Genomic DNA, 23,961 nt, shown 5'->3' on the forward strand with positions numbered 1-23,961 from the left:
TCCCGGACGGTGCTACTCGGCGGCGTTGACCAGGACCGCCATGTTGCCCGCGGGATGCTTGTTGTCGTGGATCAGCTGATGGGCCAGTCCGATCTCCTCGAAGCCGAACGTGCGCGACAGGCACGGGTCGATCACGCCCTGGTCGATCAGCCGCGTGACCTCGCGCGCCTCCCGGGCGCTCGCGACGTGCGAACCCTGCAGCCGCTTCTGGCGCATCCACAGGAACCGCAGGTCGACGTCGCCGTTGTAGCCGGTCGTGCCGCCGCAGATCACGACCATGCCCGCGTTGTCGGCCATGTAGACCGAGGTCGGGATGGTGTCGGCGCCCGAGTGCTCCAGGACGATGCGCGGCGCCCGGCGCTCCCCGAGGACCTCCCAGAAGCGGCGTCCGAAGGCGCGGGCGCCGTCCAGCCACGTCTTCATCGCCTCCTCGTCGGTGGTGTCCGGCAACCGGCCCCAGTGGTCGAACTCACGCCGGTCGATCCACCCCTTCGCCCCGAGCCGCACGCAGAACTCGCCGCGCTCCTCGCTGGAGACGACGGCCACGGGCACACCCCCGACGTGGCGCACGAGCTGGATGGCGATGCTGCCGAGGCCACCCGCGCCGCCCCAGATCAGTACCGGGTCACCGGGCCGCACGGTGTGCGGCTCCCAGCCGAAGAGCTGACGGTAGGCGGTCGCCGCGGTGGCCATGTAGCAGGAGGCCGCCGCCCACGACAGCCGCCGCGGCTTGGGGTGGCACATGTACTCGTCGACCACGGCGAACTGCGCGAACGAACCGTAGTTCTCCTCGTACCCCCACACCCGCTGCGTGGAGGAGGTCACCGGTTCGGCCCCCAGCCGGATGTCCTGGGCCGTCTCGTCCCAGCGGCAGGCCAGGACGACCACCTCGGCACCGGGCTCGACGCTCCGCACCCCGTCGCCGACCGCCCACACGACGCCCGACAGGTCGGAGCCGCCGATGTGGAAGTCCTCGGTGGCGCCCTGCTTCTGGCGGGCCGCGATCACGTCGAGCGGTTCGCCGAGCGCCGCCCACACGTTGTTGTAGTTGACGCCGGCCGCCATCACCTTGACGAGTACCTGCCCGGGGCCCACGGGCGGTACGTCCACCACCTCGGTGCGGAAGGCGTCGACGGGCTGTCCGTAGCGTTCCTGGCGGATCAGCGAGGCGTACATCCGCTTGGGCACGGTGCCGAGGGCGGGCGCGTCGCCGAGTTCGTAGAGGTCCTTGAGCACGGTCACGGGGAGTCCTTCTGGAGCGGGGCGGACGGGAGACGGGTCCGGGGCAGCGGGTCAGCCGGAGGCCGGGCGAAGGGCCTTGGCGACGACCTCGCCGATGCGGGCGATCGGGTCGGGTTCGGTCATGTCGTAGTGGCCGCAGGGCACGGCGTGGTCCTCGAACGCGCCGCGCACGTACGGGCGCCAGGCGTCGGCCTTGCCCGCCGCGAGCGACAGGTCCCTGGCGTCGGCGGCCGGGACGAGGTCCTGGGTCGCGCTGAAGAACAGCGCGTCGCCGCGGAAGACACCGGGCGTGAACTCCGGTGCGATCCGCAGGTTGTTGCGCATCACGGCGGCGATGGAGGCCGCCTCGTCGCGGGAGACGGGGGAGGAGCCGGCGCGGTGCGCCTCCCCGACCCGGTCGAGCACGTCCTCGACACCGGGCGGGCCGTCGGCACCGGCGGGCAGGCCCGCCACCCGCGACAGCAGACCGGCGACCTGCCTCTCCGCGGTCCCGGCATCGTGCTCGCCGGCGTGCGGCAGCGGGGCGTCGAGCAGCGCCAGCAACTCGACCTCCTCGCCCTGTTCCTGCAACGCGCAGGCCATCGCGTGGGCGACGAAGCCGCCGTACGACCACCCCAGGAGCCGGTACGGGCCGTCGGGCTGGACGGAGCGGACGAGGCCGAGACAGCCCTCGACCATCTCCCGGGCATCGCGCGCCGGCTGCCGGGTGCCGTCCAGACCGGCCGCCTGGATGCCGAACACCGGCTGGTCCGCGCCGAGATGGGGCAGCAGGCCGGTGTACCGCCAGGACACGCCGGCGCCCGGGTGCACACAGAACAGCGGCCGCCGGTCCCCCTCGGCGCGCAGGGGCAGCAGCGGCGCCAGCGCGGCCGGGCCCGCGACGGCGTCCTGCCCGTCCTGGGCGGCCGCGAGCAGGCCCGCCACGGTCGGGGCGGCCAGCAGGGAGGCGGCCGGTACGTCCAGCACGCCCTGCCGGCGCAGCCGCCCGACCAGGAGCACGGCGCGCATCGAGTCGCCGCCCAGGTCGAAGAAGTTGTCGTGGACCCCGATGCCGCCGATCCCGAGGGATTCCTCCCACAACGCGGCGACCGCCCGCTCACGCGGGGTGCTCGGAGCCACGTGCGCGGTCGCCAGGTGCGGACGGGGCGCGAGCCCCGCCCCGCCGCCCGGAGCGGGCGTCCGCGACCGTGGGCCGGACTCCTGTGGGGCGCGGGCCCCGGGCGCGTCGATCCAGTGGCGGTGACGCTCGAACGCGTACCCGGGCAGCGGCACGCGTCCCGCGCTCCGAGGCGGCCGCGGAGCACGGGGCAGCGCGGCGTCCACGCCGGCGCTCCACAGCCGCCCCAGCGCCTCGGCGAAGACGAAACCGTCCGCCGCCCGCGCCTTGGCGTGCCGCATGGTCGTCACGGTCACCGGGTCCTCGCCGTCGAGCCGGGCCCGAGCGAGTTTGGTCAGGCTGTCGCCGGGGCCGATCTCGACGAGGACCGGCCGCTCCCGCTCCCACAGCGCGGCGATGCCGTCGGCGAAGCGGACGGTGCGCCGGGTGTGGTCCACCCAGTGGCCGACACCCGTGGCCTGTGCGGCGGTGGCCCAGTCGCCGGTCACGTTCGTGACGTACGGGATGCGCGGCGGCCGCAGGGTGAGGGTGCGCAGGTGGCCGGCGAAGCTCTCCAGGATCGGGTCGAGGACGTGCGAGTGGGCCGCCGCGGGCATCCGCAGCCGGCGGAACGGCACGTCGCGGCGGGCCAGTTCCGCCTCCAGCCGGTCGACCGCGTCGGTGTCCCCGGCGACCGTGCACGCCGCCGGGCTGTTGACCGCCGCCAGCGACAGCCCCTCGCCCAGCAGCGGGAGGACGGTGTCGGCGGCGGCCGCGACGCCGACGGTGGCACCGCCCGAGGAGGTGATGAGCCGGACGCGCTCGGCCACCACCGGCAGCGCCTCGTCGATCTCCATCACCCCGGCCAGGCAGGCAGCGGTGTACTCGCCCAGCGAGTGCCCGATCAGGGCGTCGGGCCGGACCCCCGCCTCCATCAGGGTGCGGGCCAGCGCGTACTCGGTGACGAACAGCGCCAGGAAGGCCGCCGTGCTGCCCGGCTCCACCTCCTCGAACAGGGCGGTGCGCAGGTCCGCCCCGAGCACCGGCCGTAGCACCGCGGAACACCGGTCGACGGCGTCCCGGTAGACGTCGTTCTCCTGGTACAGCCCGCTGCCCATGCCGACGTACTGGGTGCCGCCGCCCGGCAGCAGGAACGCCACCTTCGGCGCCTCGTCGGGCACCGGCCGCACGTCGGGCACCGCCGCGCGCAGCGCGTCCACCGCCTCCCGCACCGACGTCGCGGAGACGGCGAGCCGGTGCCGCAGCGCGGGCCGGTCCGAGCGCAGCGCGCCCGCCACGTCGTCGAGCCGCAGCCCGGGACGCTCCTCCAGACGACGGGCGAGGGCGCCGGCCTGGCCGCGCAACGCGCCCGGCGTGCGTGCCGACAGCGGCAGGACGAGCCGGCGCCCGTCCTCCTCGGGACGCGGCGGAGCGGCCGGGACCGGCGGAGCCTCTTCCAGGATGACGTGCGCGTTGGTGCCGCCGACCCCGAAGGCGCTGACCGCGGCCCGCCGGGGACGGCCGGTCGACGGCCACTCCTCCAGCGTGGTCGGCACCCGGAACGGTCCCGACGCGAAGTCGATGAGCGGGTTCGGCCGGTCGAAGTGCAGACTGGGCGGAATCTGGCGGTGCTCCAGCGCGAGCACCGCCTTGACGAGCCCCGCCATCCCCGCCGCCGCGCCCAGGTGCCCGATGTTGGTCTTCACCGAGCCCAGGGCGCAGTACCCGCGCCGGTCGGTGCTCTGGCGGAACGCCTCGGTGAGCGCCGCGACCTCGATGGGGTCGCCGATGCGGGTGGCGGTGCCGTGCGCCTCGACGAGTCCGATGGTGTCGGCGTCGATCCCGGCCTGCGCCTGCGCGGCGAGTACCACCTCCGTCTGGCCCTGCGCGCTGGGCGCGGTGAAGCCGACCTTGCGGCGGCCGTCGTTGTTGACGGCCGTGGCGCGCACGACGGCCCGGACACGGTCGCCGTCGGCCAGCGCGTCCTCCAGCCGCTTGAGGACCACCGCGCCCACGCCGTCGCCGGAAGAGGTGCCCGCCGCGTCGTCGGCGAAGGTGCGGCAGTGCCCGTCGGGTGAGAACGGCCCGCCAGGCACGTGGCGGTAGCCCAGGTGGGCCGAGGGGTTCAGGGAGACCGCCGCCGCCAGCGCGGTGTCGCAGCGGTACTCGACGAGGTCCTGGAAAGCGGAGTGCAGCGCGACCAGTCCCGTGGAGCAGGCCGTCTGGAGCGACAGGCTCGGGCCGGTCAGGCCCAGTTCGTAGGAGACGCGGGTGGCGAGCGTGCCCAGCGAGTTGGCGGTGGCCGCGTGGACCAGCGCCACCGATCCGGGCTGCCCGGCGAAACGGGGGTGCACGTGCGCGGGGTAGTAGCGGCTGTCGCCGCTGCCCGCGTACACCCCGGTCGTGCGGGACGGGTTGTCCTCGCCGGGGCAGCCGGCGTCCTCCAGCGCGTGGTAGGCCGTCTCCAGCAGCAGGCGCTGCTGCGGGTCGACGACCGCCGCCTCGGCCGGGCTGTACCCGAAGAAGCCCGAGTCGAAGCGGTCGATGCCCTCGATCACCGACGCCATCCGGATGAGGGACGGGTCGTCGAGGTCCTCCGGATCACCGCCCGCGGCGAGGAACTCCTCGTCGCTGACGGGCCGTACGGACTCGTGGCCCCGGGCGAGGTTGTCCCAGAAGGCGTCGACGTCGTCGGCGCCGGGGAAGCGGGCCGCCATGCCGATCACGGCGACGGCGGGCGCCTCGTCCTCCGGCGTGGCCTGCGACTCATCCATGGCGTCGGTCCTTCCTCTGCTGTGCGGACCGGCGGGCGCTCCGCGCGGCCCGCTGGCGCTCCGCCTGCTGCTTGGCCCGCTCCAGCCCGGAGTGCGCGGGAGCGGGGGCGTCCGGGGCGGGCCCGGACGCGGCGTCCGGCGCCGCGGGTGCGGCAGTGCCCTGCGCGGAGAGGTGCCGGGCCAGTGCGCGCACGGTGGGATGGGTGAAGAGGTCCACGACGCCCAGCTCGCACCCGAGCGCCTTGTTGACCGCGGTCTGCGCCGCGACGAGCAGCAGCGAGTTGCCGCCGAGGTCGAAGAAGTTCTCGTCCCGGCCCACCCGGTCGCGGCCCAGGACCGTGCACCACACCGTGGCGAGCTCGGTCTCCAGCCGCCGCAGTTCCTCGCCGCCGCCCGTCTCGGCACCCCGGTTGGCGGCGCCGGCCGACCGCAGGACGAACGTGCCGTTTGGGCCGGCGGCCCGCGCGGCCGCGCCGTACAGGGCGCCCAGGTCGGTGCCCTCGTCGAGGGCCACCCGGGCCGCCGTGCGACGCACCTGCCGCACCGGTGCGAGGACGTGCGACCGCACCCAGGGGGCGGTGCGGTCGGCGCCGACGAGCAGGTGCGGAAGGTCCAGCGTGCGCGCCAGGTCGAAGGAGCGCAGCGCCGCCTGGGCGTCCAGTACGCGGTAGCCGCGCGCCTCGGTGAGCGAGGTGAGCTGGTAGCCGAGGCTCATCCCCCGCTCGCGCCACATGCTCCAGGCGAGACTCTGCCCGGGCAGGCCCTCGCGCCGGCGCCGGGCGGCGAGGTCGTCCAGCGCGGCGTTGGCAGCCGAGTAGGCCGCGTTCATCGCGCCGCCGAAGAACCCGTTGACGGAGGAGAAGGTGACGAACGAGGTCACCGGGTGGTCGGCGGCGACCTCGTGCAGGCTCCACGCCCCGTCGACCTTCGCCGCCAGCGCCTCGCGCCACTCCTCGGGGGTGAGTTCCCGCACGGGCCGCTCGTCGAAGGCGCCGGCCAGGTGCAGCACCGACACCAGCGGGATCTCCCAGGCGTCCGCGGCACGCCGCACGGCGGCCCGCACCTGGGCGGCGTCGGTGACGTCGGCGGCCTCGTAGCGGACCTCACCGAGCCGGCGCAGCCGCCGGAACGCCTCGATACGGGCCGAGGCGGGCCCCGCGTCGGCCAGGTGCCGCTCCCAGGTGTCCTCGGGGGGCAGCGCGGTGCGGCCGATGAGCAGCAGCCGGGTGCCGGGCTCCGTCAGCAGGTGCGCGGCCACCTCGCCGCCCACACCCCCCAGGCCGCCGCTGAGCAGGTGGAAGCCGTCGGACGGGGCCGGTGCGGCCCGGGGCGGCGGGTCGGGCAACGGGGCCAGCCGCCGTACGTACCGCCGGTCCCCGCGCCGGGCGACCTCGGCGTCGACCGGGAATCCGGACGCCTCCGCCAGTACCGCCCTGGCCTGCTCGCCCGCCTCGCCGACGGAGAGGTCGAGGTGGACGCCGCGCAGCCAGGGCAGCTCCTCGCGCAGCGACTTGAGCAGCGCGCCGGCGGCGGCGTGCGAGCCGCCCGGCCGGTCGTCGGGTGTCACGGCCTGGGCGTCCACGGTGACGAAGAGCAGGTCCACCGGCCGGCCGGTGCCGGCGCGGGCGGCGAGGGCCCGGGCCAGTACCAGCAGGGACTCGGCACTGCCGGCGGCCGCGCCGTCGCCCGCGCCGTGCATCGCGGCGAGGTGCACCACGGTGTCCGGCGCACGTCCGTCCGCGGCCAGCCGGTCGAGCACCGCCGCGAGGTCCTCGGCGTCACCGGGGCGAACGCGGTAGGCGGCCGCGCCGTTCCGCTCGTACCCGGGGCCTTCCCCGACGACCGTGCACAGTCCGCCGGCGGCGCGCACCACCGCGGCGACCTCCCCGGCCAGCGCGTGGCCGCGTGGCGCGCCGCCCGCGAGGACCAGGACGCGGTGGCCTGCCGGGAGGCCGGCCCGGTGCAGGTTCTCGGCGCGCTGCCACACCGGGCGCAGGAACCAGTCCGGCAGGGTGGCGGCGGTGCCGAGCAGCAGTTGCGTCTCGCGCACGACCCCGTCGAAGTCGCCGGCCTCGAAGGACTTGCGCAGCTTGGTCCGCTGGATCTTGCCGATCTCCGTCTTCGGAACGGCGTCGGTCCCGACCGGGATCAGGTACGCGGGGCTCACCCCGATCTCGCGGGTGACCTTGCCGCCGATCTCCCGCAGGGCGGTGGCCGGGTCCCGGCCCGGGGCCAGGTGGAGGAAGAGCGCCAGTTCGTCGGTGGCGGCCGAGGCGTCGGAGCGGACGGCGACCGCGGCCGTGAAGCTGCGCACCACGGTGGGCAGTTCCTCGACGCACGCCTCGATCTCGTGGCTGTAGTGGTTGACGCCGTTGACGATGATGACGTCCTTGGCGCGGCCGGTGATGTACAGCTCGCCCGCGCGCAGGAACGCCAGGTCGCCGGTGTCGAACCAGCCGTCCTCGGTGAACGACTCGGCGTTGGCACGGGCGTTGTCGTGGTAGCCGCGGGTCACGGAGGTGCCGCGGACCTGGAGCCGGCCGACGTCCCCCTCCGCCAGGAGCGTGTCCTGGTCGTCGACGACGCGCATGGCGAAGCCGGGATAGGGGAGCCCGCAGCTCACGAACGCCTCGTCGTGGCCGGGCGCTTCGGGGGCCAGCACACTGTCGGTCACCACCGAACAGGTCTCCGACATGCCCCAGCCGGGGTGCATGACGTCCTGAGGCAGGCCGAACGGCGCGAGGGCGTGCAGGAACCGGCGTGCCGCGGACGCCACGACGACCTCGCCGGCGTTCATCACCAGTCGCATGGGAGAGAGGTCCCAGTCGCGGTCCTGGAAGCGGTGCGCCTGCTCGGCGAGGAGTCCGAACGCGAAGTTCGGAGCCCAGGTGACGCTCACGCGGTGCTGGTCGGCCAGCTCGGGCCACCGCACTGGGTCCTCCAGGATCCAGGGGGTCGGCGCGTGGATCTGCCGGCAGCCCAGGTAGACGTCGCGCAGGTGGAACATGACCACGCCGGTCACGTGGTCCAGCGGGATCCAGTTCAGGGAGACGTCGCGGGCGCTCAGCCCGTTCATCGCCTCGGTGGCCGCGGCCCGGGTCAGCACGTTGCGGTGGGAGAGCCGCACCGCCTTCGGCAGGCCGGTGCTGCCCGAGGTCATCAGCATCAGGAGGAGGTCGTCGGGCCGGGCCGCGTACCAGTCGCGGTCCTCGGGCTCCTCGCGCAGGGCGTCGGCCGTGGTGAGCCGGAGTCCCGGCCACTCGCGCCGCTCGGCCAGCTCCCGCAGTCCCGGCTCACCTGCGGCCGAGGCCACGATCCACGGCCGGTCCAGCATCTCCCGGATGCCTTCGAGCTTGGTGACGGCGGCCGAGGCGGTGGCGTACGAGACGGGCACCGTCAGCGGGACGGCGACGAAGCCGCCGAGGACGCAGCCCCACAGCACGGCGACGAAGTCCTCCGTGTCGTCGCACTGGAGGATGACCCGGTCACCCGGCCGCAGGCCCCGGCGGCGCAGGCCCGCCAGGACGCGCGAGGCTTCGGGGATGAGGCCCGCGTAGGAGCGCCGGGTCTGCGAACCGTCCGCGCGCACGTGCACGATCTCGCCTTCGGACCGGTCAGCGGCCCGCAGCAGCGCCTCGGCCCAGCCGGGGACCGACGGCTCCGGCAGTGCGGGGCCCTCGCTGAGCGCGGGAACGGCCGCCGGGCGGTCGACGGGCGGCTCGTCCGGCCCGGCCGCCGCCTCGGCGGGCCGCGGGCGGCCCACGTGGAGGCGGCCCAGCTCCTCGGGCACCTCCTCCACCACGACCTCCGCCTCGCGCACGCCCGGCAACTGCGCCAGCCGCTCCCGCCAGGCACCCGCCCCGACCGCGTCGACGACCGGCAGGGCCCGCAACGTGTCCTGGTCCAGGGCGCCTTCGGCCGTTCGGGGCAGATCGCTGACCGCGACGACCCGCGTTCCCGGCGCGGCGGCCGCGACCACCTGCTCGGCCTGGTCGGCCGCGCCCGCACGGCTCGGCACCACGTACACCGTGGCGGGCTCCTCGCCCGGGCCGGGCAGGACGACCGCGTCCCGCACCCCCGGCACCTCCAGGACGGCCCGGGTCAGCGCCTCGGTCCCGGCGGTGGTGTCCGCGGCGGCCGGGGAAGGACGGCCGACGCGCGGCAGGGCGCCCGGCCGCACCTCGGGGTCGGCGCAGACGGCGGCCAGCAGGTCGCGCAGCGCGTCGGCGAACGCCTCGGCGGTGGCCGGTTCGTAGAGTTCCGCCGCGTACTCGACGTGCAGGTCTAGCCCGTCGGCGGTGCCGTCCGGGCCGTGCCGCTCCAGGACGTCGACGAAGAGGTCGAACTTGGCGGTGCCGGTCGTGGTGGGGCGCAGCGGCACCCGTTCCTCGCCGAGCGCGAGTACGGCCCGCTCGTTGTTCTGCAGGGCCAGCATCACCTGGAACAGCGGATGCCGGGCCGGGTGGCGGCGCGGATTCACCTCCTCCACCAGCCGGTCGAACGGCAGGTCCTGGTGGTCCAGCGCCTGAACGTCGAACGCCCTTACCCGAGCGAGGAGTTCGCGGAAGGTGGGGTCGCCCGAGGTGTCGGCGCGCAGCACCAGGGTGTTGGTCAGCAGCCCGACGACCTCGTCGAGCGCGGGCTCCGAGCGCCCGGCCACGGGGGTGCCGAGGACGATGTCGTCCCCGGCGCCCCACCGGTTCAGCAGCAGGGCGAGCGCGCTGTGCAGCACCATGAACAGGCTGGCGTTCTCCCGGTCCGCGAGGCGCAGCAGCTTCCGGTGCACCCCGGTGTCCACGGTCACGGTGACGCTGCCGCCCCGGCCGGACGAGGTCCCAGGGCGCGGGTGGTCCGCGGGGGGCGCGCTCTCCTCGGGCAGGGCCTCCAGCGCCTCGCGCCAGAAGGCGGTGAGCCGCTCCAGCCGGCCCGGCCCCTCCGGGGCCGGCGCGAGCACCCGCCGCTGCCACAGCGCGAAGTCGGCGTACTGGAGTGCCGGCGGGGCCCAGTCGGGCGCGGCGCCGGCGCGGCGCGCGGCGTAGGCGGTGCCGAGGTCCTCGGCGAGCGGACGCAGTGACCAGCCGTCGGCCGCGCTGTGGTGCAGCACGAGCAGCAGGGTGCGCGTGCCGCCGGAGCCGAACAGCGCCGCCCACAGCGCGCTGTCACGGGTCAGGTCGAAGGAGCGCCGCATCGCCGCGGCCGCGTGCGCGGCTCGCTCCTCGTCGGGGCAGTCCACCACGTGCAGCGCGGGCCGCAGGGCACCGGGTGGCAGGACCCGCTGGTGGACGGTGCCGTTCTCCTCACCGAAGACGGTGCGCAGGCTCTCGTGGCGGTCGGCGACGTCTCCGAGGGCGGCCCGCAGCGCGTCCAGGTCCAGCGGGTGGCGAAGGGTCACCGGCAACGGGATGTTGTACGTGGCGGCTTCGCCGTCCAGGCGGTCGAGGAACCACATGCGCTCCTGCGCGAAGGAGGCGGGCACCCGGTCCGGGCGTACCGAGGCGCTGAGCGCGGGCAGCCGCGAGCCACCGCCGCGCCCTTCGGTGAGGCGTCCGGCCAGGGCCGCCGGGGTCGGGGTGTCGAAGAGCACCGAGATCGCGATGTCCGTGCCGGACCGTTCCCGCAGCAGGGCCAGGAGCCGGGTCGCCGACAGCGAGTGGCCGCCGAGGCCGAAGAAGTCGTCACCGGTGCCGACGGAGTCGCCGGGCAGCCGCAGCACCTCCTCGAACAGGCCGCAGACCAGCCGCTGTTCCGGCGTCGTGGGCCGGGCGCCGCCCGCGAGGGCGGCGAAGTCGGGAGCGGGCAGGGCCGCGGTGTCGAGCTTGCCGTTGGCGGTCAGGGGAAGCGCGTCGACGAGAACGCAGGCCGCCGGGACCATGTGACCGGGCAGCCGGGCGGCCAGGTGGGACCGCAGCCCGGCGGGGTCCGTCCGGCCGTCCTCGGCGAGCACGGCGTAGGCGACGAGCTGGGTCAGGCCGTCCTTCGCGGCGCGCGGGACGACCGCGCCGCCGACGACCGCCGGGTGCGCCGTGAGCACGGCCTCGATCTCGCCCGGTTCGACGCGGAAGCCGCGGATCTTGACCTGCTGGTCGGCGCGGCCCGCGTGGACGAGGGTGCCGTCGGGCCGCAGCCGGGCCAGGTCGCCCGAGCGGTACATCCGCGTCCCCGGCGGCCCGAAGGGGTCGGGGAGGAACCGCTCCTCGGTCAGCTCCGGCCGGTTCAGGTAGCCGGGTGCCACCCCCGGCCCGGACACGTACATCTCGCCCGTCCCGCCGGGCGGCACCGGCCGGCCGGCCGCGTCCAGGACGTACACCCGCAGGTCCGCGAGGGGCCGGCCGATGACGCCGCGGCGCCGCGGGTCCTCCAGGTCGGCGCGCTCGAGCCGGTGGAAGGTCACGTGCACGGTCGTCTCGGTGATGCCGTACATGTTGACGAGCGCCGGCGCGTCCAGGCCGTGCCGGTCCGCCCACGGCCGCAGCCGCTCCGCGACCAGCGCCTCCCCGCCGAGGATCACGTACCGCAGGGAGCCCGTGGGCCGGTTCGCCTCGGCGTCCGCCCGGATCAGTTGCCCGAAGGCGGACGGCGTCTGGTTGAGGACCGTCACGCCCTCCTCGTCCAGCAGCCGCAGGAACTCCCGAGGCGAACGGCTCACCTCGTAGGGCACCACGACCAGCCGCCCGCCGTGCAGCAGGGGGCCCCAGAGCTCCCACACCGAGAAGTCGAAGGAGTACGAGTGGAACAGCGTCCACACGTCCTCCTCGCCGAAACCGAAGTGCTCACCGGACGCCTCGAAGAGCCGCACCACGTGGGCGTGCGGCACCGGCACCCCCTTGGGGCGGCCCGTCGAGCCGGAGGTGTGGATGATGTAGGCGGTGTCGTAGGGGTCCGCGGCGCCGGTGCGGTCCGCGTCCGTCAGGTCGTCCGCCGAGCGGCCGGCGAGGCCGGCCTCGGTGCCCGCGTCGTCGACCACGACGACCCGCGCCTCGGAGTCCGGCAGCCGCCCGGCCCCGGCGGTGTCGGTGACCACGGCGACGGGTGCCGCGTCCGCCATGACCAGCCGTAGCCGCTCGGCGGGGTGTCCGGGGTCCAGCGGAAGGTACGCGGCGCCGGTCTTGAGGACGGCGAGCAGCGCCGGGACGAGCCGGAGGCCGCGCGGCAGAGCCAGGGCGACGACCCGGCCGGGCCCCGCGCCCCGCTCGACGAGCAGCCGGGCCAGCCGGTTGGCCTCCGCGTTCAGCTCCGCGTAGGTCAGTGTCTGACCGCCGTACGACAGGGCCGTGCGCCCGGGGCCCTCGGTGACGCGGGCCTCGAAGAGCTGGGGGAGGGTCCGCGTGACGCGGGGCGCGGGCTCGGTCCGCCGGCCGGGCTCCTCGCCGGCCAGCAGCACGGGCGTCTCCCCGAGCGGCAGGTCCTCCGGACAGCTCCGCAGTTCGCGCAGGACCTTGAGGAACCGCTCCAGGAACAGGGCGAGTCCGGATTCCTCGTACAGGTCGGGGTGGGCGTCGAAGGCCAGCCAGAGGGTCTGCGGCTCCGCCCCGGGACGCACCGAGATCTGGAGGTCGTCGACGGCGCCGCCGGAGAGGTGGTGGGAGGTCGAGGGGTGTCCGGCGAAGACGAGGTCCTCGCTGAAGGGGACGATGTTGACGACCGGGCCGTGCACCCGGCGGCCGCTGCCCAAGACCCCGAGGTCGCGGCGGACGGACTCGCCGCGGTAGCGCTGGTGGGTGCGCAGGCCGCGCAGGTCCTCCGCGACCGCCCGGACGAAGGTGCCGAGCGGTGTGCCGGGTGCGGCCGCGATCCGCAGCGGCAGGACGTCGGAGGCCGTGCCGGGGGTGCGTAGCGCCGCGCCGCCCAGCCGGCTCATCGTGGCGAGCCCGAGGACCAGGTCCTCGGCGCCGGTCATGCGGTGCAGGAAGGCGGCGACGGCGGCGACCAGCAGATCGGTCCGAGTGACGCCCAGCTTCTCGGCGGCCTCGGTCAGAGCCCGCGTCTCCGCGGGGGAGAGGACCGCCGTGCGGCGCAGGAACGGGGCTCTGGGCGGCGCGGTCCGCTCGGTGAGCCGCGTCGGCTCGGGCAGTCCCGCCAGTCGCTCCGCCCAGTACGCGCGGTCGCGCGTATGCCGGTCGGAGGCGAGGTAGGCGGCCTCCTCGGAGGCGAGCCGGTCCGACGGCTCGAAGCCGGCGGGCGCGGGCTCCTCCCCTGCCACCAACGCCGTGTAGGTGTCGGCCACACGACGCGCCACCAGCTTGTAGCTGTAGCCGTCCAGCAGGATGTGGTGGGCGCGCAGGAACCAGATGACACGGTCGGGGGCGAGCGTCAGCAGGGCGTGCGAGAAGAGCGGCCCCGTCTCGATGTCCACCGGCGTCGCCAGATCGCGGCGTATCCACTCCTCGGCGGCGGCGGCCGGGTCCGCCTCGCCGCTGACGTCCACGCGGTGCACCGGCGTCCCGTCCGCAGCGCCGTTGCGGACGGCTCGCGGTCCGTCGGGTGTGTCGAGGAAGCGCAGGGCGAAGGTGTCGGCCTCGTGGACGGTGCGCCGCAGCGCCGTCTCGAACAGCCCGGTGTCGACCGGCCCGTGTATCTCCACGTACTCACCGGTGTTGTACGCGGCGGTTCCGGGCGCGAGCCGGTGGGCGAACCAGAGCCCTTCCTGCGCTCCGGTCAGCGGCCGACGATCGTCCTCGTTGCCAGACATGACACCAACCCTCGGTTGCGAGCAGGTACTTCTCACGGGGGCGGGGCAAGCGGAGGCGGTCCGGGGACAGGACCCGTCCGGCCGTCGCGGGCCATGCCCCGGTTCACCCTGCCCTCGCCCGGTCGGGCGGAGCAAGCAGGGGCGCCGCTCGGCGGCCCATTCCAGGGAAACACCTAGAGGATGGCGCGATTTCCGTCCGTGAGGGTTGGGGAAATCGACGGGGAAAAAGAGGGTGGGCCGACCGGCCGGAAAGTCCTCAGAGGGGGAGGGCCTCTTGACTTCCGACGAGATGTCGTCCGCCGGAAAGGCCGGCAGGCGCCTTTCCCCTTCTCCGGGGCCGGGTGGGGAGCGGTCGGCCGCATTCTTTGCAGATCCTGTTCATGACAACCGCGACGGCGTGCCGCGCATCCCGTACGCTGCACGGCAACCTGTCGACGGGCGCCCGCCGCGCGACTCCCGGCAAAACCTCGGACCGTTCTTAGGTGAAACCCTAAATCCGCCGCCCATATGGTTCTGTCAAGATCGGGGCCTATCGCTGTCTCTCCTTGACGTGAGGGCGTGACAGGGACTTCGCACTCGTTTTTGAGAACCGCCATCCGTGCGGGTACGGACCGTGCGGTGACGGCTGGAAGGGCTGCCAGAATGCGACGCGCGCTGTGTCCCGTGGAAAACCTCTATGTCGGCCAGCGGAGCCGGGCCTTCCTCTCCTGCGTCCTGCGCGGGGACGTCGACGCCCCGACGCTGGCGAGGGCGTTCGACGCGCTCACGGCCGAGCACCCCACCCTGCGCTCCCGCATCGTCCCTGTGGCCGCCGGTCACGCCCTGGAACTCCTGCCGGAGGACGAGCGCCCGCGCCTGATCCTCAGGGACGGCGGGGAGGAGTCGTACGGGGAGGAACTCAACGTCCCGCTCCCGGTGGGCGGGCCGCTCAGCCGCGCGTCCCTCGTCACCACCGGGCCACGGACACGGCTTCTGACCATGACGATCGACCACACCGTCACCGACGGGCACAGCGCCATCACCCTCCTGAACGCGCTCTGGGACCGCTACCGCGACCTCGTCGGCACCGGTTCGGCCCAGACCCCGGCCGCCCCCGTCACCGAGGAGAGCTGGCCCCGGCCCGTCAGCGAACTGCTGCCCCCGGCCGACGCCGAGGACACCGAGAAGTACCTCCGGCGCCGTATCGAGGAGACGAGCGCCCACCCCGTCGAACTCCTCGCCTACGACACCCCTCGCGACGAGCCGGCCGACGCCGCCGCAGCGGCCCGGCACCGCGTCGAGGTCCGCCGGCTGGTCCTCGGAGCCGAGGAGACCACCCGGCTGCGCGCCGCCGCGCGTGACGCGGGCGTCACGGTGCACGGCCTCGTCGCCGCCGCCCTGATGACGGCGGTCCGCGCCCGCCTGGACGGCACGGGCCCGCGAATCCTGGGCTGCATGTCCCCCGTCGACCTGCGCTCACGGCTCAGCCCGCCCCTCGCGCCGTCCGTGATGGTGGCCTCCGTGACCTCGCACCTCCAGTCCGTCCCGGTCGCCGAGGACGCCGACCCGCTCGCCCTCGCCCGGGAGCTCGGCACACGCCTGCGCGCGTCCGTCGAGCGCGGCGACCACTTCCACGAGATGCGCATCATGCCGAGGGTCCCCGCCCACCCCGCCCTCCAGACGGGCTCGGTGATCGTGACCAACATGGGGGCGACGGCCGGCCCGCGCTTCCCCGAGGGCGTGGAGGGCACCGACGTCCGGCTGGTCCCGGCCCGCGAGACGTACTTCCCGCAGGCCGGCCGCAGTCCGGTCATGGCCTGCGTCGTCTCCTTCGACCACCGGCTCGCCGTCGAACTCCCGCACCACACCGCCTGCTTCAGCCCGGCCTTCATGCGGGCCTTCCGCGACGACGTCCGCTCCGCGCTGCTCGCCTTCACCCAGGACGCCGCCCCGGCGCCGGCGAGCACCGGCTGACCGCACCCCGGCCCGCCCGCACCGTCCTCCTCGCAAGGAGAGCACCCTCCGTGAACACCGCGCACGAACTGCCCGCCCCCGTGGACCGGTTGCTGCCGCGGGCCAGAGCGGGGGACGAGCAGGCCATGAACGACCTGCTGCTGCACATCACCCCGTACGTCACCAGGGTCTGCCGCTCGGTCGCCCACGACAACGGCTCCGACGCCCGGCAGGAGGCCCTCCTCGCGATCTACCGCGGCCTGCCGGGGCTGCGGGAGCCCGCCGCCTTCTACGGCTGGGTCCGCTCGGTCACCGTGCGCGAGGCGGTACGCACGGCAAGGCGCCTGGGCCGGGAGCCGGCCAGTGCGGAGGTCGACCCCCGGCACGAGACCCACTCGCTGGACGCCGTGCACATCAACGACGTCCTGGACCGCATGTCCGAGGCCCACCGCCAGGTGCTGACCCTGCGCGTCTACGGCCTGAACGAGGTGGAGATGGCGGAGACGCTCGCCCTGCCCGTCGGTACGGTCCGCTCCCGGCTCCACCGGGCCCGCCGCCGCTTCCAGGAGGCGTGGCAGCCCACAGCCGCGTGAACGGCACCGGCGCCCCCGCTGCCGTGGCCGAGCTCCGCGACGGCGCGTGGGGCGCGGACCAGCTCGACGCGGGTCACGGACACCGGGCCGTGCGGGCGATGGCCGCGGCGCGGGCCGGGTCACGGGCGGCACTCTCAGCCGCGCGCGGGCGCGGGGTTCGTCCCTGGCATCCGGCGCCGCGCGCGAGCTGACCGGTCGTGAGTTGCTCGCCCACGGTCGAGATCCGGGACCTTCCACCGTCCGGAGACTCATCCGTCACGACGTCACGACGTCACGACGTCACGACGTCACGACGTCACGACGTCACGACGTCACGACGTACGACCGGGCGCCGGGACGGTGGGTGTGGTGCTCGCCGTCCCGGCGCCCCCGGCGCGGCCTCAGCCGCGCGGCTTCACGCGGGGTCGATGCGCTGGATCGCGCCCCCGATGTTGAGCACGTACAGCTCGCCGGCGTCGTCCTGAGCGAAGGAGATGACCTCGCCGGCGGTGACGCCGAGATCGCCCTCGCCGGTCACCTCGCCGTCCTCGATCCGCAGGGTGCGGATCGTGCCGTCGCAGTAGTCGCTGAACACGTACTGCCCCACGAGATCCGGCAGTGCCTCGCCGCGGTAGACGTAGCCGCCGGTCACCGAGCAGCCCAGGCCGCCGCGGCCGTACTCGTGGACCGGCGGGACGTGGTTCGCGGGCTCGGTGCCGCCACGGAAGGGGTGGGTGCCCTCCATCGAGGACCAGCCGTAGTTCTCGCCGCCCGTGCTGCCGGCCGGGGCCCAGTCGATCTCCTCCCAGTCGCTCTGCCCGACGTCGCCGACGAGGAGGTCGCCCGTGCCCTTGTCGAAGGAGAACCGCCAGGGGTTGCGGAGCCCGTACGCCCAGATCTCGTCCCTCGCGTCCGGGTCGTCCACGAACGGGTTGTCCGCCGGGACCGCGTACGGGTCGCCGCCGCCCGGGTCGATGCGCAGGATCTTGCCGAGCAGCGTGTCCAGGCTCTGCCCGTTGCCGTGCGGGTCGCCGCCCGAACCGCCGTCGCCCAGCGCGATGTAGAGATGACCGTCGGGGCCGAACGCGATGCCGCCGCCGTTGTGGTTGGCGTACGGCTGGGTCTGGGTGAGGACGGTGCGCCGGCTGTCCGGCTGGACCGCGCCGTCCTCCACGGCGAACTCGTCGATGGTACTGGTGCCCTCCAGGTCGGTGTACGAGACGTAGAAGTGCGCGGCCGTCTCGTCGAACGCGATGCCCAGCAGGCCGCGTTCGCCGTCCGTCGTGGTCTCGTCGGAGATGTCGAGCACCGGGTCACTCAGGCCCTGGCCGTCCAGGACCCGTACGGTGCCCCCGCGTTCGGCGATCCACAGGGTGTCGCCGGGCCCGGCGGCGCCGGCGGTCGGGTTCTGTGCCTCGGCCACTTCCGTGAGGGTGACCGCGGCCTGCCGGGCCGGTGGTCCGGGCTCGTCGGCCGACGCCGTGGACGGGGCCACGGACGCGACGAGGCAGAGCGTGCCGAGGAGTGCGGAGCATCTGGTGCGAGCGTTCACCGTGGCCTCCTGGAGGCGGCGACATGGGGGGAGTCCACCCGGCTGCCCGGGGCGGAAAGTGCGTCGGGGGGTCCGGGCCAGTACGCGACCTGGGTGGGGGAGTGGTGGGGCGGTGGGTTACCGGTCACAGACGAGGATAGGGGGACGGGAAGGTCTGGCCTAGACCAACGTTCCGGCCATCCGGCCGTGAGAGCGGTACGAAAGACGCGTCGCCGGGCTGGTCCCGGGCGGTCAGCGGCCGGGTGCTCCCGCGCGCAGTCCGTCCATCACGAGGTCCAGGAGGCGGGCGGCGCGCGGCTGCCAGTCCTCCCCCTGGCCGATCTGCCACAGGCCCGCGATGGCGAGGAAGAAGTCGTCCTCGCTCACGCCGGGCCGGATGGTGCCCGCCTCCTCGTTGGCGCGGAGCAGGAGTCCGGCCGCTTCCATGACCGGGGTGGGGCCGGGCTTGTCGGGGCCGCCCGGGGCGCTGGTGACCAGCCGGATCGCGTCCGCCAGGCCGGCCTTGGTCATGGCGAACCGGGCCAGGCGGTCCATCCACTCGCGCAGGGCCTCTCCGGGTTCGCGGGTGTCGAGCAGCGTGCTCGCCGCCCGGGCCACCTGCTGCATCTCGTAGCGGTACACCTCCAGGACGAGCGCTTCCCGATGCGGGAAGTTGCGGTAGAACGTGCCCTGTCCGACGCCCGCCTTCCTGGCGATCGAGCTGAGCGGGGCGTCCGCGCACCGCGTCAGTTCGGCGGTGGCCACCTCAAGGATGCGCTCACGGTTGCGCTGGGCGTCCGAGCGCAGGGGGGCGTCCTTCCTCGGTCGGGACACGCATCCTCCTCACGGGCTCCTGGCCGAATCCCGTCCTTGTTAAGCGGACAGCTGTCCGTTACGTTTTCCAGCAGTGACCGGACAGCTGTCCGGTTAGGTTCACCTTAGCGCCGTCTGCCGTCGGCAGTCACCCCCGGCCCCCGCCGACAGCCCTGATTCCTGACCTCAGACACCAGAGAAGGCTGATCATGGCCCCAGAACCGTCGTCGACCTCCAGCGCGATCACCCTGCACGTCAACGGCGAGCAGCACCGGCTGACCGTCGACCACCGCACCACACTCCTCGACGCCCTGCGCGAACGCCTCGACCTCACCGGTACCAAGAAGGGCTGCGACCAAGGCCAGTGCGGCGCCTGCACCGTCCTGGTCGACCAGCGGCGCGTCGTCTCCTGCCTCAGCCTCGCGGTCGCCGCCGAGGGGCGCGAGGTCACCACCATCGAGGGCATGGCCGACGGCGACGACCTCCACCCCGTCCAGCAGGCGTTCCTCGACCTCGACGGTTACCAGTGCGGCTACTGCACGCCCGGACAGATCTGCTCGGCCGTCGCCCTCATCGAGGAACACGCGGCCGGCTGGCCGAGCGCCGTCACCCCCGACGTGGGTCCGGACACCGCGCCCGCCCCGCTGACCCCCGACGAGATCCGGGAACGGCTGAGCGGCAACCTGTGCCGTTGCGGCGCCTACGTCCCGATCGTCCAGGCCGTCGCCCGCGCGGCCGAAACGCACGCACAGAGCCGGACCCGGGCCGAGGAGGCCGCCGCGTGAAGCAGTTCGACTACCGCCGCGCCCACGACGTCGACGGAGCCCTCGCCCTGCTCGCCGCCGATCCGGACGCCCGGTTCCTCGGCGGCGGCACCAACCTCGTCGACCTGATGAAGACCGGCGTCGAACGCCCCGCCCGCCTCGTCGACCTCCGCGAACTCCCCCTGGACCGCGTCGAGCGCACCCCGGACGGCGGCCTGCGCGTCGGCGCCACCGTCACCAACAGCGACCTCGCCGCCCACCCGTACGTCCGCCGCCACTACCCGGCGCTGACCCAGGCCGTCCTCGCCGGCGCCTCCGGCCAACTGCGCAACATGGCCACCGTCGGCGGCAACCTGCTCCAGCGCACCCGCTGTGGCTACTTCACCGACGTCAGCCGGCCGTGCAACAAGCGCGCCCCGGGCAGCGGCTGCCCGGCCGTCAGCGGCGAGCACCACAACCACGCGGTCCTCGGCGCCTCCGACCACTGTGTGGCCGTCCACCCCTCCGACATGGGCGTCGCCCTCACCGCGTTCGACGCCGTCGTCTCCTACGAGACCCCCGACGGGCCGGGCCGGACGCCGGTCACCGACTTCTACCTCCCCGTCGGCGACACCCCGCACCGGGAGACCACCCTCCCGCCCGGCGCGCTGATCACCCACATCACCCTTCCGCCCGCGCCCGCCGCCCGTTCCCGCTACCGCAAGGTGCGCGAACGCGCCTCGTACGCCTTCGCCATCGGCTCCGTCGCCGCCGCGCTCACCGTCGAGGACGGTCGCGTACGCGAAGCGCGCCTGGCCCTGGGGGCCGTCGCCTCCCGGCCCTGGCGCGCCCGCGCCGCCGAGGCCGTCCTGACCGGCGCGCCGGCCGACGGCACGACCTTCGCCGCCGCCGCCGACGCCGAACTGGCGGCCGCCCGGCCACTGCCCCGCAACGGATACAAGGTGCCCCTCATGCGCAACCTGGTCGTCTCCGTCCTGACCGAACTCGCCGAGGGGGACGCCCGATGACGACGACCACACCCGCCTCGGCAGCCGTGCGCGCGGCCGTCGGCACCGCCCACACCCGCGTGGAAGGCCGCGACAAGGTCACCGGCGCGGCCCGCTACGCGGGAGAGATCCCGTTCGCCGGACTCGCCCACGGCTGGCTGGTGCTGTCCACGATCACCCGCGGCCGCGTCCGCGAGGTCCGCACCGCCCCGGTACTGCGGATGCCGGGCGTCCTGGCCGTGCTGCACCACGGCAACGCCCCGCGGCTGCGGACCGACTACGTCGGCCTGCTCGGCGTCCCGCCGGACCCGGCGGCCTGCGTCTTCCAGGACGACCGGGTGCCGTTCGCCGGCTGGCCCGTGGCGCTCGTCGTCGCAGAGACGCCCGAGCAGGCCAGGGAGGCGGCCGAGGCGCTCGCAGTCACGTACGAGCAGGAGCCGCACGACACCGCGCTCGTCGCCGGCCACCCCGGCGCCTACGCCCCTCAGGGCCACATGCCCGCGGAGACCGCCAAGGGGGACCTGGAGGCGGAACTCGCCGCCTCCGCCGTCGTCGTGGCCGAGGAGTACACCACCCCCGAGGAACAGCACAGCATGATGGAGCCGCACGCGGCCACCGCCCTGTGGGACGGCGGCCGTCTGGAGGTCGTCGACTCCAACCAGGGCGCGGGCTGGGTGCGCGACGAGCTGGCCACCCTGTTCTCGCTCGACCCCTCCGCCGTGCGCGTACGCTCCGAGCACATCGGCGGCGGCTTCGGCAGCAAGGGCCCGCGCGCCCACCAGGTCTGCGCCGTGATGGCCACCACGGCCCTGCACCGGCCGGTGCGCGTGGTGCTGACCCGGCGCCAGCTCTTCTCCCTGGCCGGATACCGCAGCCCCACCACACAGCGCGTCAGGCTCGGCGCCGGTCCCGACGGGCGGCTCCGCGCCCTGGAACACCGCTCGCTCAACCAGACGTCCAGGGTGTACGAGTTCGTCGAGCCCAGCGCCGGCGTGGCCCGCGTGATGTACGACGCCGCCGCACACCGCACCGCCAACCACGTCGTACGGCTCGACGTGCCCTCGCCGACCTGGATGCGGGCACCCGGCGAGGCACCGGGGTCGTTCGCGATCGAAGCGGCCCTGGACGAACTGGCCGAGCGCGCCGGCGTCGACCCGATCGAGCTGCGCGTACGCAACGAACCGCAGGCGGGCCCGGTCTCCGGACTCCCCTTCAGCAGCCGCAACCTGGTCGCCTGTTTCCGCGAGGGCGCGCGCAGGTTCGGCTGGGCGGACCGCGACCCGCGCCCCGGGCTGCGACGCGACGGCCGGTGGCTGCTGGGGACCGGCACGGCGGCCGCCTCCTTCGGTGCCGGGGCCGCCCCCTCCACGGCGCTGGTGACGGCCGAGGCCGACGGCACCTTCACCGTACGGATCGCCGCCGCCGACATCGGTACCGGCGCCCGCACCGCCCTCACCCTCATCGCGGCCGACGCCCTCAGGACCACCCCCGAACGCGTCCGGGTCCGCATCGGCGACAGTGACTTCGGCCAGGCGATGATCGCGGGCGGCTCCATGGGCACCCGCTCCTGGGCCTGGGCGGTCACCGCCGCCGCCGCCGAACTGCTCGAACGCCTCGCCCTGGGTACCGGCATCCCCCCGGAGGGCGTCACCGTGCGGTCCGACACCACCGAGGCCCTGGCCGCCCTCGCCCAGAAGGAGCGGCACTCCTTCGGAGCCCAGTTCGCCGAGGTCGCCGTGGACACCGCCACCGGCGAGGTGCGTGTGCGCCGCATGCTGGGCATCTTCGCGGCGGGCCGCATCGTCAACCCGCTCACCGCCCGCAACCAACTCGTCGGCGGCATGACCTGGGGCATCTCCATGGCTCTGCACGAAGAGGCCGTCCGCGACCACCGCACCGGCGCCCACTACGCCCCCGACCTCGCCGGGTACCACGTGGCCACGCACGCCGACGTCCCGGACATCGAGGCCGACTGGGTGGACGACCACGACCCGGACGACCCGGTCGGCATCAAGGGCATCGGCGAGGTCGGCATCGTCGGCGCGGCGGCGGCCGTCGCCAACGCGGTCTGGCACGCCACCGGCGTGCGCCACCGGGAGCTGCCGATCCGGCCCGACCGGATCATCACGGCGGCGAGGAACCGGCCCGGCGGGGGAGCGGTGGATGCTTGACATCACCGGCGAACTGCACCGGTGGATGGAGGAGGGCCGGGAGTTCGCCGTCGGCACCGTCGTCGCCACCAGCGGCAGCGCCCCGCGCGGCCCCGGTGCCGCCCTCGCCGTCGACAGCGACGGCACGGTCGTCGGATCGGTCTCCGGCGGCTGCGTCGAGGGCGCCGTCCACGAACTGTGCGTCCAGTCCCTCCAGGACGGTACGACCGTGCGCGAACGGTTCGGCTACAGCGACGAGGACGCCTTCGCGGTCGGACTGACCTGCGGTGGGGAGCTCGACGTGATGGTCACCCCGGTCCGCGTGGACACCCCGGACCGGGCGGTGCTGCGTGCCGCGCTCTCCGCCGCCGCGGCCGGCTCCCCGGCCGCCCTCGCCCGGGTCGTCGCCGGCCCCGCCGGGCTACTGGGACGCGCCATGCTCGTCCACGCGGACGGCACCCACGAGGGCGGGTTCGGCGGCCACCCGGCGCTGGACGGTACGGCGGCGGCCGAGGCCCGGGCGCTGCTGGACGCCGGGCGCAACGGAACCGTCGAACTGTCCGAGCACGGTTCGCACTGCCCCGGCGGCCTGACGCTGTTCGTCGAGACCAGCCGACCGCCTCCCCGCATGATCGTCTTCGGTGCCGTCGACTTCGCCGCAGCGCTCGTGCGCGTGGGCAAGTTCCTCGGCCACCACGTGACGGTGTGCGACGCCCGGCCCGTCTTCGCCACCCGGGCCCGGTTCCCCGAGGCCGACGAGGTCGTCGTCGAGTGGCCGCACCACTATCTGCGGCGCACCCCGACCGACGGGCGCACCGTGCTGTGCGTCCTCACCCACGAGGCCCGCTTCGACGTGCCGCTGCTCACGGAGGCCCTGCGCAGGCCCTGCGCCTTCATCGGTGCGATGGGCTCACGCCGTACCCACGAGGAACGGACACGACGGCTGCGCGAGGCGGGCCTGACCACACGTGAACTGGAGCGGCTGCGCTCGCCCGTCGGCCTGGACCTCGGCGCCCGGACCCCGGAGGAGACCGCCTTGTCGATCGCGGCGGAGATCGTCGCGACCCGCCACGGCGGCACCGGTCTGCCCCTCACCGGCCGGGCGGAGCCGATCCACCGCGACCTGTCGCCGACGGGCGTCTGACGGCGCCCGCCGCGGCAGCGCCGAAGGACGCGGAAGGCCGGCCGGACGGCGCGCCGACGTACCCGGCCGGCTTGGCACGGGCCTGAAGCCGTGCGGGCGAGACCTCGGCAGGTACCGAGGGTGCGGGTCCCACCGGGGACGGGGTATAGTCGATCTTGAAGGCGCCCGGTCGTTTCGGCGGGTGGTCGCCCGCGCGTTGGTGGTCCAAGGAAAGACGCCCCGCTTCCTGCGGGGAGATGCAGGTGCAAGGCCTGCCCAGCGCTCCGCG

The 23,961-nt window shown here is 74.6% G+C and carries 11 protein-coding genes; 6 read left to right on the forward strand and 5 right to left on the reverse strand.

Annotated elements, in window-relative coordinates; all coding sequences use genetic code 11:
- Nucleotides 1-12: 12 nt before the first annotated feature.
- Genes ccrA through Sdia_RS16155 form a run of 3 tightly spaced genes read right to left on the reverse strand, consistent with a single transcriptional unit; the run spans nt 13 to nt 13,801 of the window.
- A complete protein-coding gene (gene ccrA, locus Sdia_RS16145; RefSeq protein WP_100457028.1) occupies nt 13-1,242 on the reverse strand; it encodes a crotonyl-CoA carboxylase/reductase in 1,230 nt (409 codons plus the stop codon).
- A gap of 51 nt (nt 1,243-1,293) precedes the next feature.
- The gene (locus Sdia_RS16150) at nt 1,294-5,112 is read right to left on the reverse strand and encodes a type I polyketide synthase (RefSeq protein ID WP_189500189.1); all 3,819 of its coding nucleotides are present in this window, start codon (nt 5,110-5,112) and stop codon (nt 1,294-1,296) included.
- Complete coding sequence (locus Sdia_RS16155; protein WP_189500190.1) at nt 5,105-13,801, reverse strand: non-ribosomal peptide synthetase; 8,697 nt, start codon at nt 13,799-13,801, stop codon at nt 5,105-5,107. The genes Sdia_RS16150 and Sdia_RS16155 overlap by 8 nt, the downstream gene beginning before the upstream one ends.
- Nucleotides 13,802-14,464: 663 nt before the next feature.
- Here Sdia_RS16155 and Sdia_RS16160 point away from each other — a divergent pair.
- The gene (locus Sdia_RS16160; RefSeq protein ID WP_435843123.1) at nt 14,465-15,754 is read left to right on the forward strand and encodes a phthiocerol/phthiodiolone dimycocerosyl transferase family protein; all 1,290 of its coding nucleotides are present in this window, start codon (nt 14,465-14,467) and stop codon (nt 15,752-15,754) included.
- A 50-nt stretch (nt 15,755-15,804) separates the two neighbouring features.
- On the forward strand, nt 15,805-16,326 hold the full coding sequence (locus Sdia_RS16165; protein ID WP_100457032.1) for an RNA polymerase sigma factor: 522 nt from the start codon (nt 15,805-15,807) through the stop codon (nt 16,324-16,326).
- Nucleotides 16,327-16,720: 394 nt separating this feature from the next.
- On the opposite strand, the gene Sdia_RS16170 is transcribed toward Sdia_RS16165, so the two are convergent.
- Complete coding sequence (locus Sdia_RS16170; protein ID WP_189500191.1) at nt 16,721-17,857, reverse strand: PQQ-dependent sugar dehydrogenase; 1,137 nt, start codon at nt 17,855-17,857, stop codon at nt 16,721-16,723.
- 231 nt (nt 17,858-18,088) lie between these two features.
- Nucleotides 18,089-18,670: a TetR/AcrR family transcriptional regulator gene (locus Sdia_RS16175; RefSeq protein WP_100457034.1), complete on the reverse strand. Its 582-nt coding sequence runs from the start codon at nt 18,668-18,670 to the stop codon at nt 18,089-18,091.
- Nucleotides 18,671-18,858: 188 nt separating this feature from the next.
- Between Sdia_RS16175 and Sdia_RS16180 the strand changes: the two genes are divergently transcribed.
- The 4 genes from Sdia_RS16180 to Sdia_RS16195 are packed head-to-tail and all read left to right on the forward strand — an operon-like array spanning nt 18,859 to nt 23,693.
- Nucleotides 18,859-19,434: a (2Fe-2S)-binding protein gene (locus tag Sdia_RS16180; protein ID WP_100457035.1), complete on the forward strand. Its 576-nt coding sequence runs from the start codon at nt 18,859-18,861 to the stop codon at nt 19,432-19,434.
- Entirely contained in the window at nt 19,431-20,420 is a 990-nt protein-coding gene (locus Sdia_RS16185) for an FAD binding domain-containing protein (protein ID WP_100457036.1), read from the forward strand. Before Sdia_RS16180 ends, Sdia_RS16185 begins: the two co-directional genes overlap by 4 nt.
- The gene (locus Sdia_RS16190) at nt 20,417-22,570 is read left to right on the forward strand and encodes a xanthine dehydrogenase family protein molybdopterin-binding subunit (protein WP_189500192.1); all 2,154 of its coding nucleotides are present in this window, start codon (nt 20,417-20,419) and stop codon (nt 22,568-22,570) included. The genes Sdia_RS16185 and Sdia_RS16190 overlap by 4 nt, the downstream gene beginning before the upstream one ends.
- Nucleotides 22,563-23,693, forward strand: coding sequence for an XdhC family protein (locus Sdia_RS16195; RefSeq protein WP_100457038.1), 1,131 nt, complete (start codon nt 22,563-22,565; stop codon nt 23,691-23,693). The genes Sdia_RS16190 and Sdia_RS16195 overlap by 8 nt, the downstream gene beginning before the upstream one ends.
- The last annotated feature ends 268 nt before the right edge of the window (nt 23,694-23,961 follow it).

Source organism: Streptomyces diastaticus subsp. diastaticus (genome assembly GCF_011170125.1).
Lineage (GTDB): Bacteria > Actinomycetota > Actinomycetes > Streptomycetales > Streptomycetaceae > Streptomyces > Streptomyces diastaticus.

Coding starts and splice junctions, on each gene's coding strand:
- Sdia_RS16150 (WP_189500189.1), bottom strand. CDS start 5,112: ATGGATGAGTCGCAGGCCACGCCGGAGGACGAGGCGCCCGCCGTCGCC.
- Sdia_RS16155 (WP_189500190.1), bottom strand. CDS start 13,801: ATGTCTGGCAACGAGGACGATCGTCGGCCGCTGACCGGAGCGCAGGAA.
- Sdia_RS16180 (WP_100457035.1), top strand. CDS start 18,859: ATGGCCCCAGAACCGTCGTCGACCTCCAGCGCGATCACCCTGCACGTC.
- Sdia_RS16190 (WP_189500192.1), top strand. CDS start 20,417: ATGACGACGACCACACCCGCCTCGGCAGCCGTGCGCGCGGCCGTCGGC.
- Sdia_RS16195 (WP_100457038.1), top strand. CDS start 22,563: ATGCTTGACATCACCGGCGAACTGCACCGGTGGATGGAGGAGGGCCGG.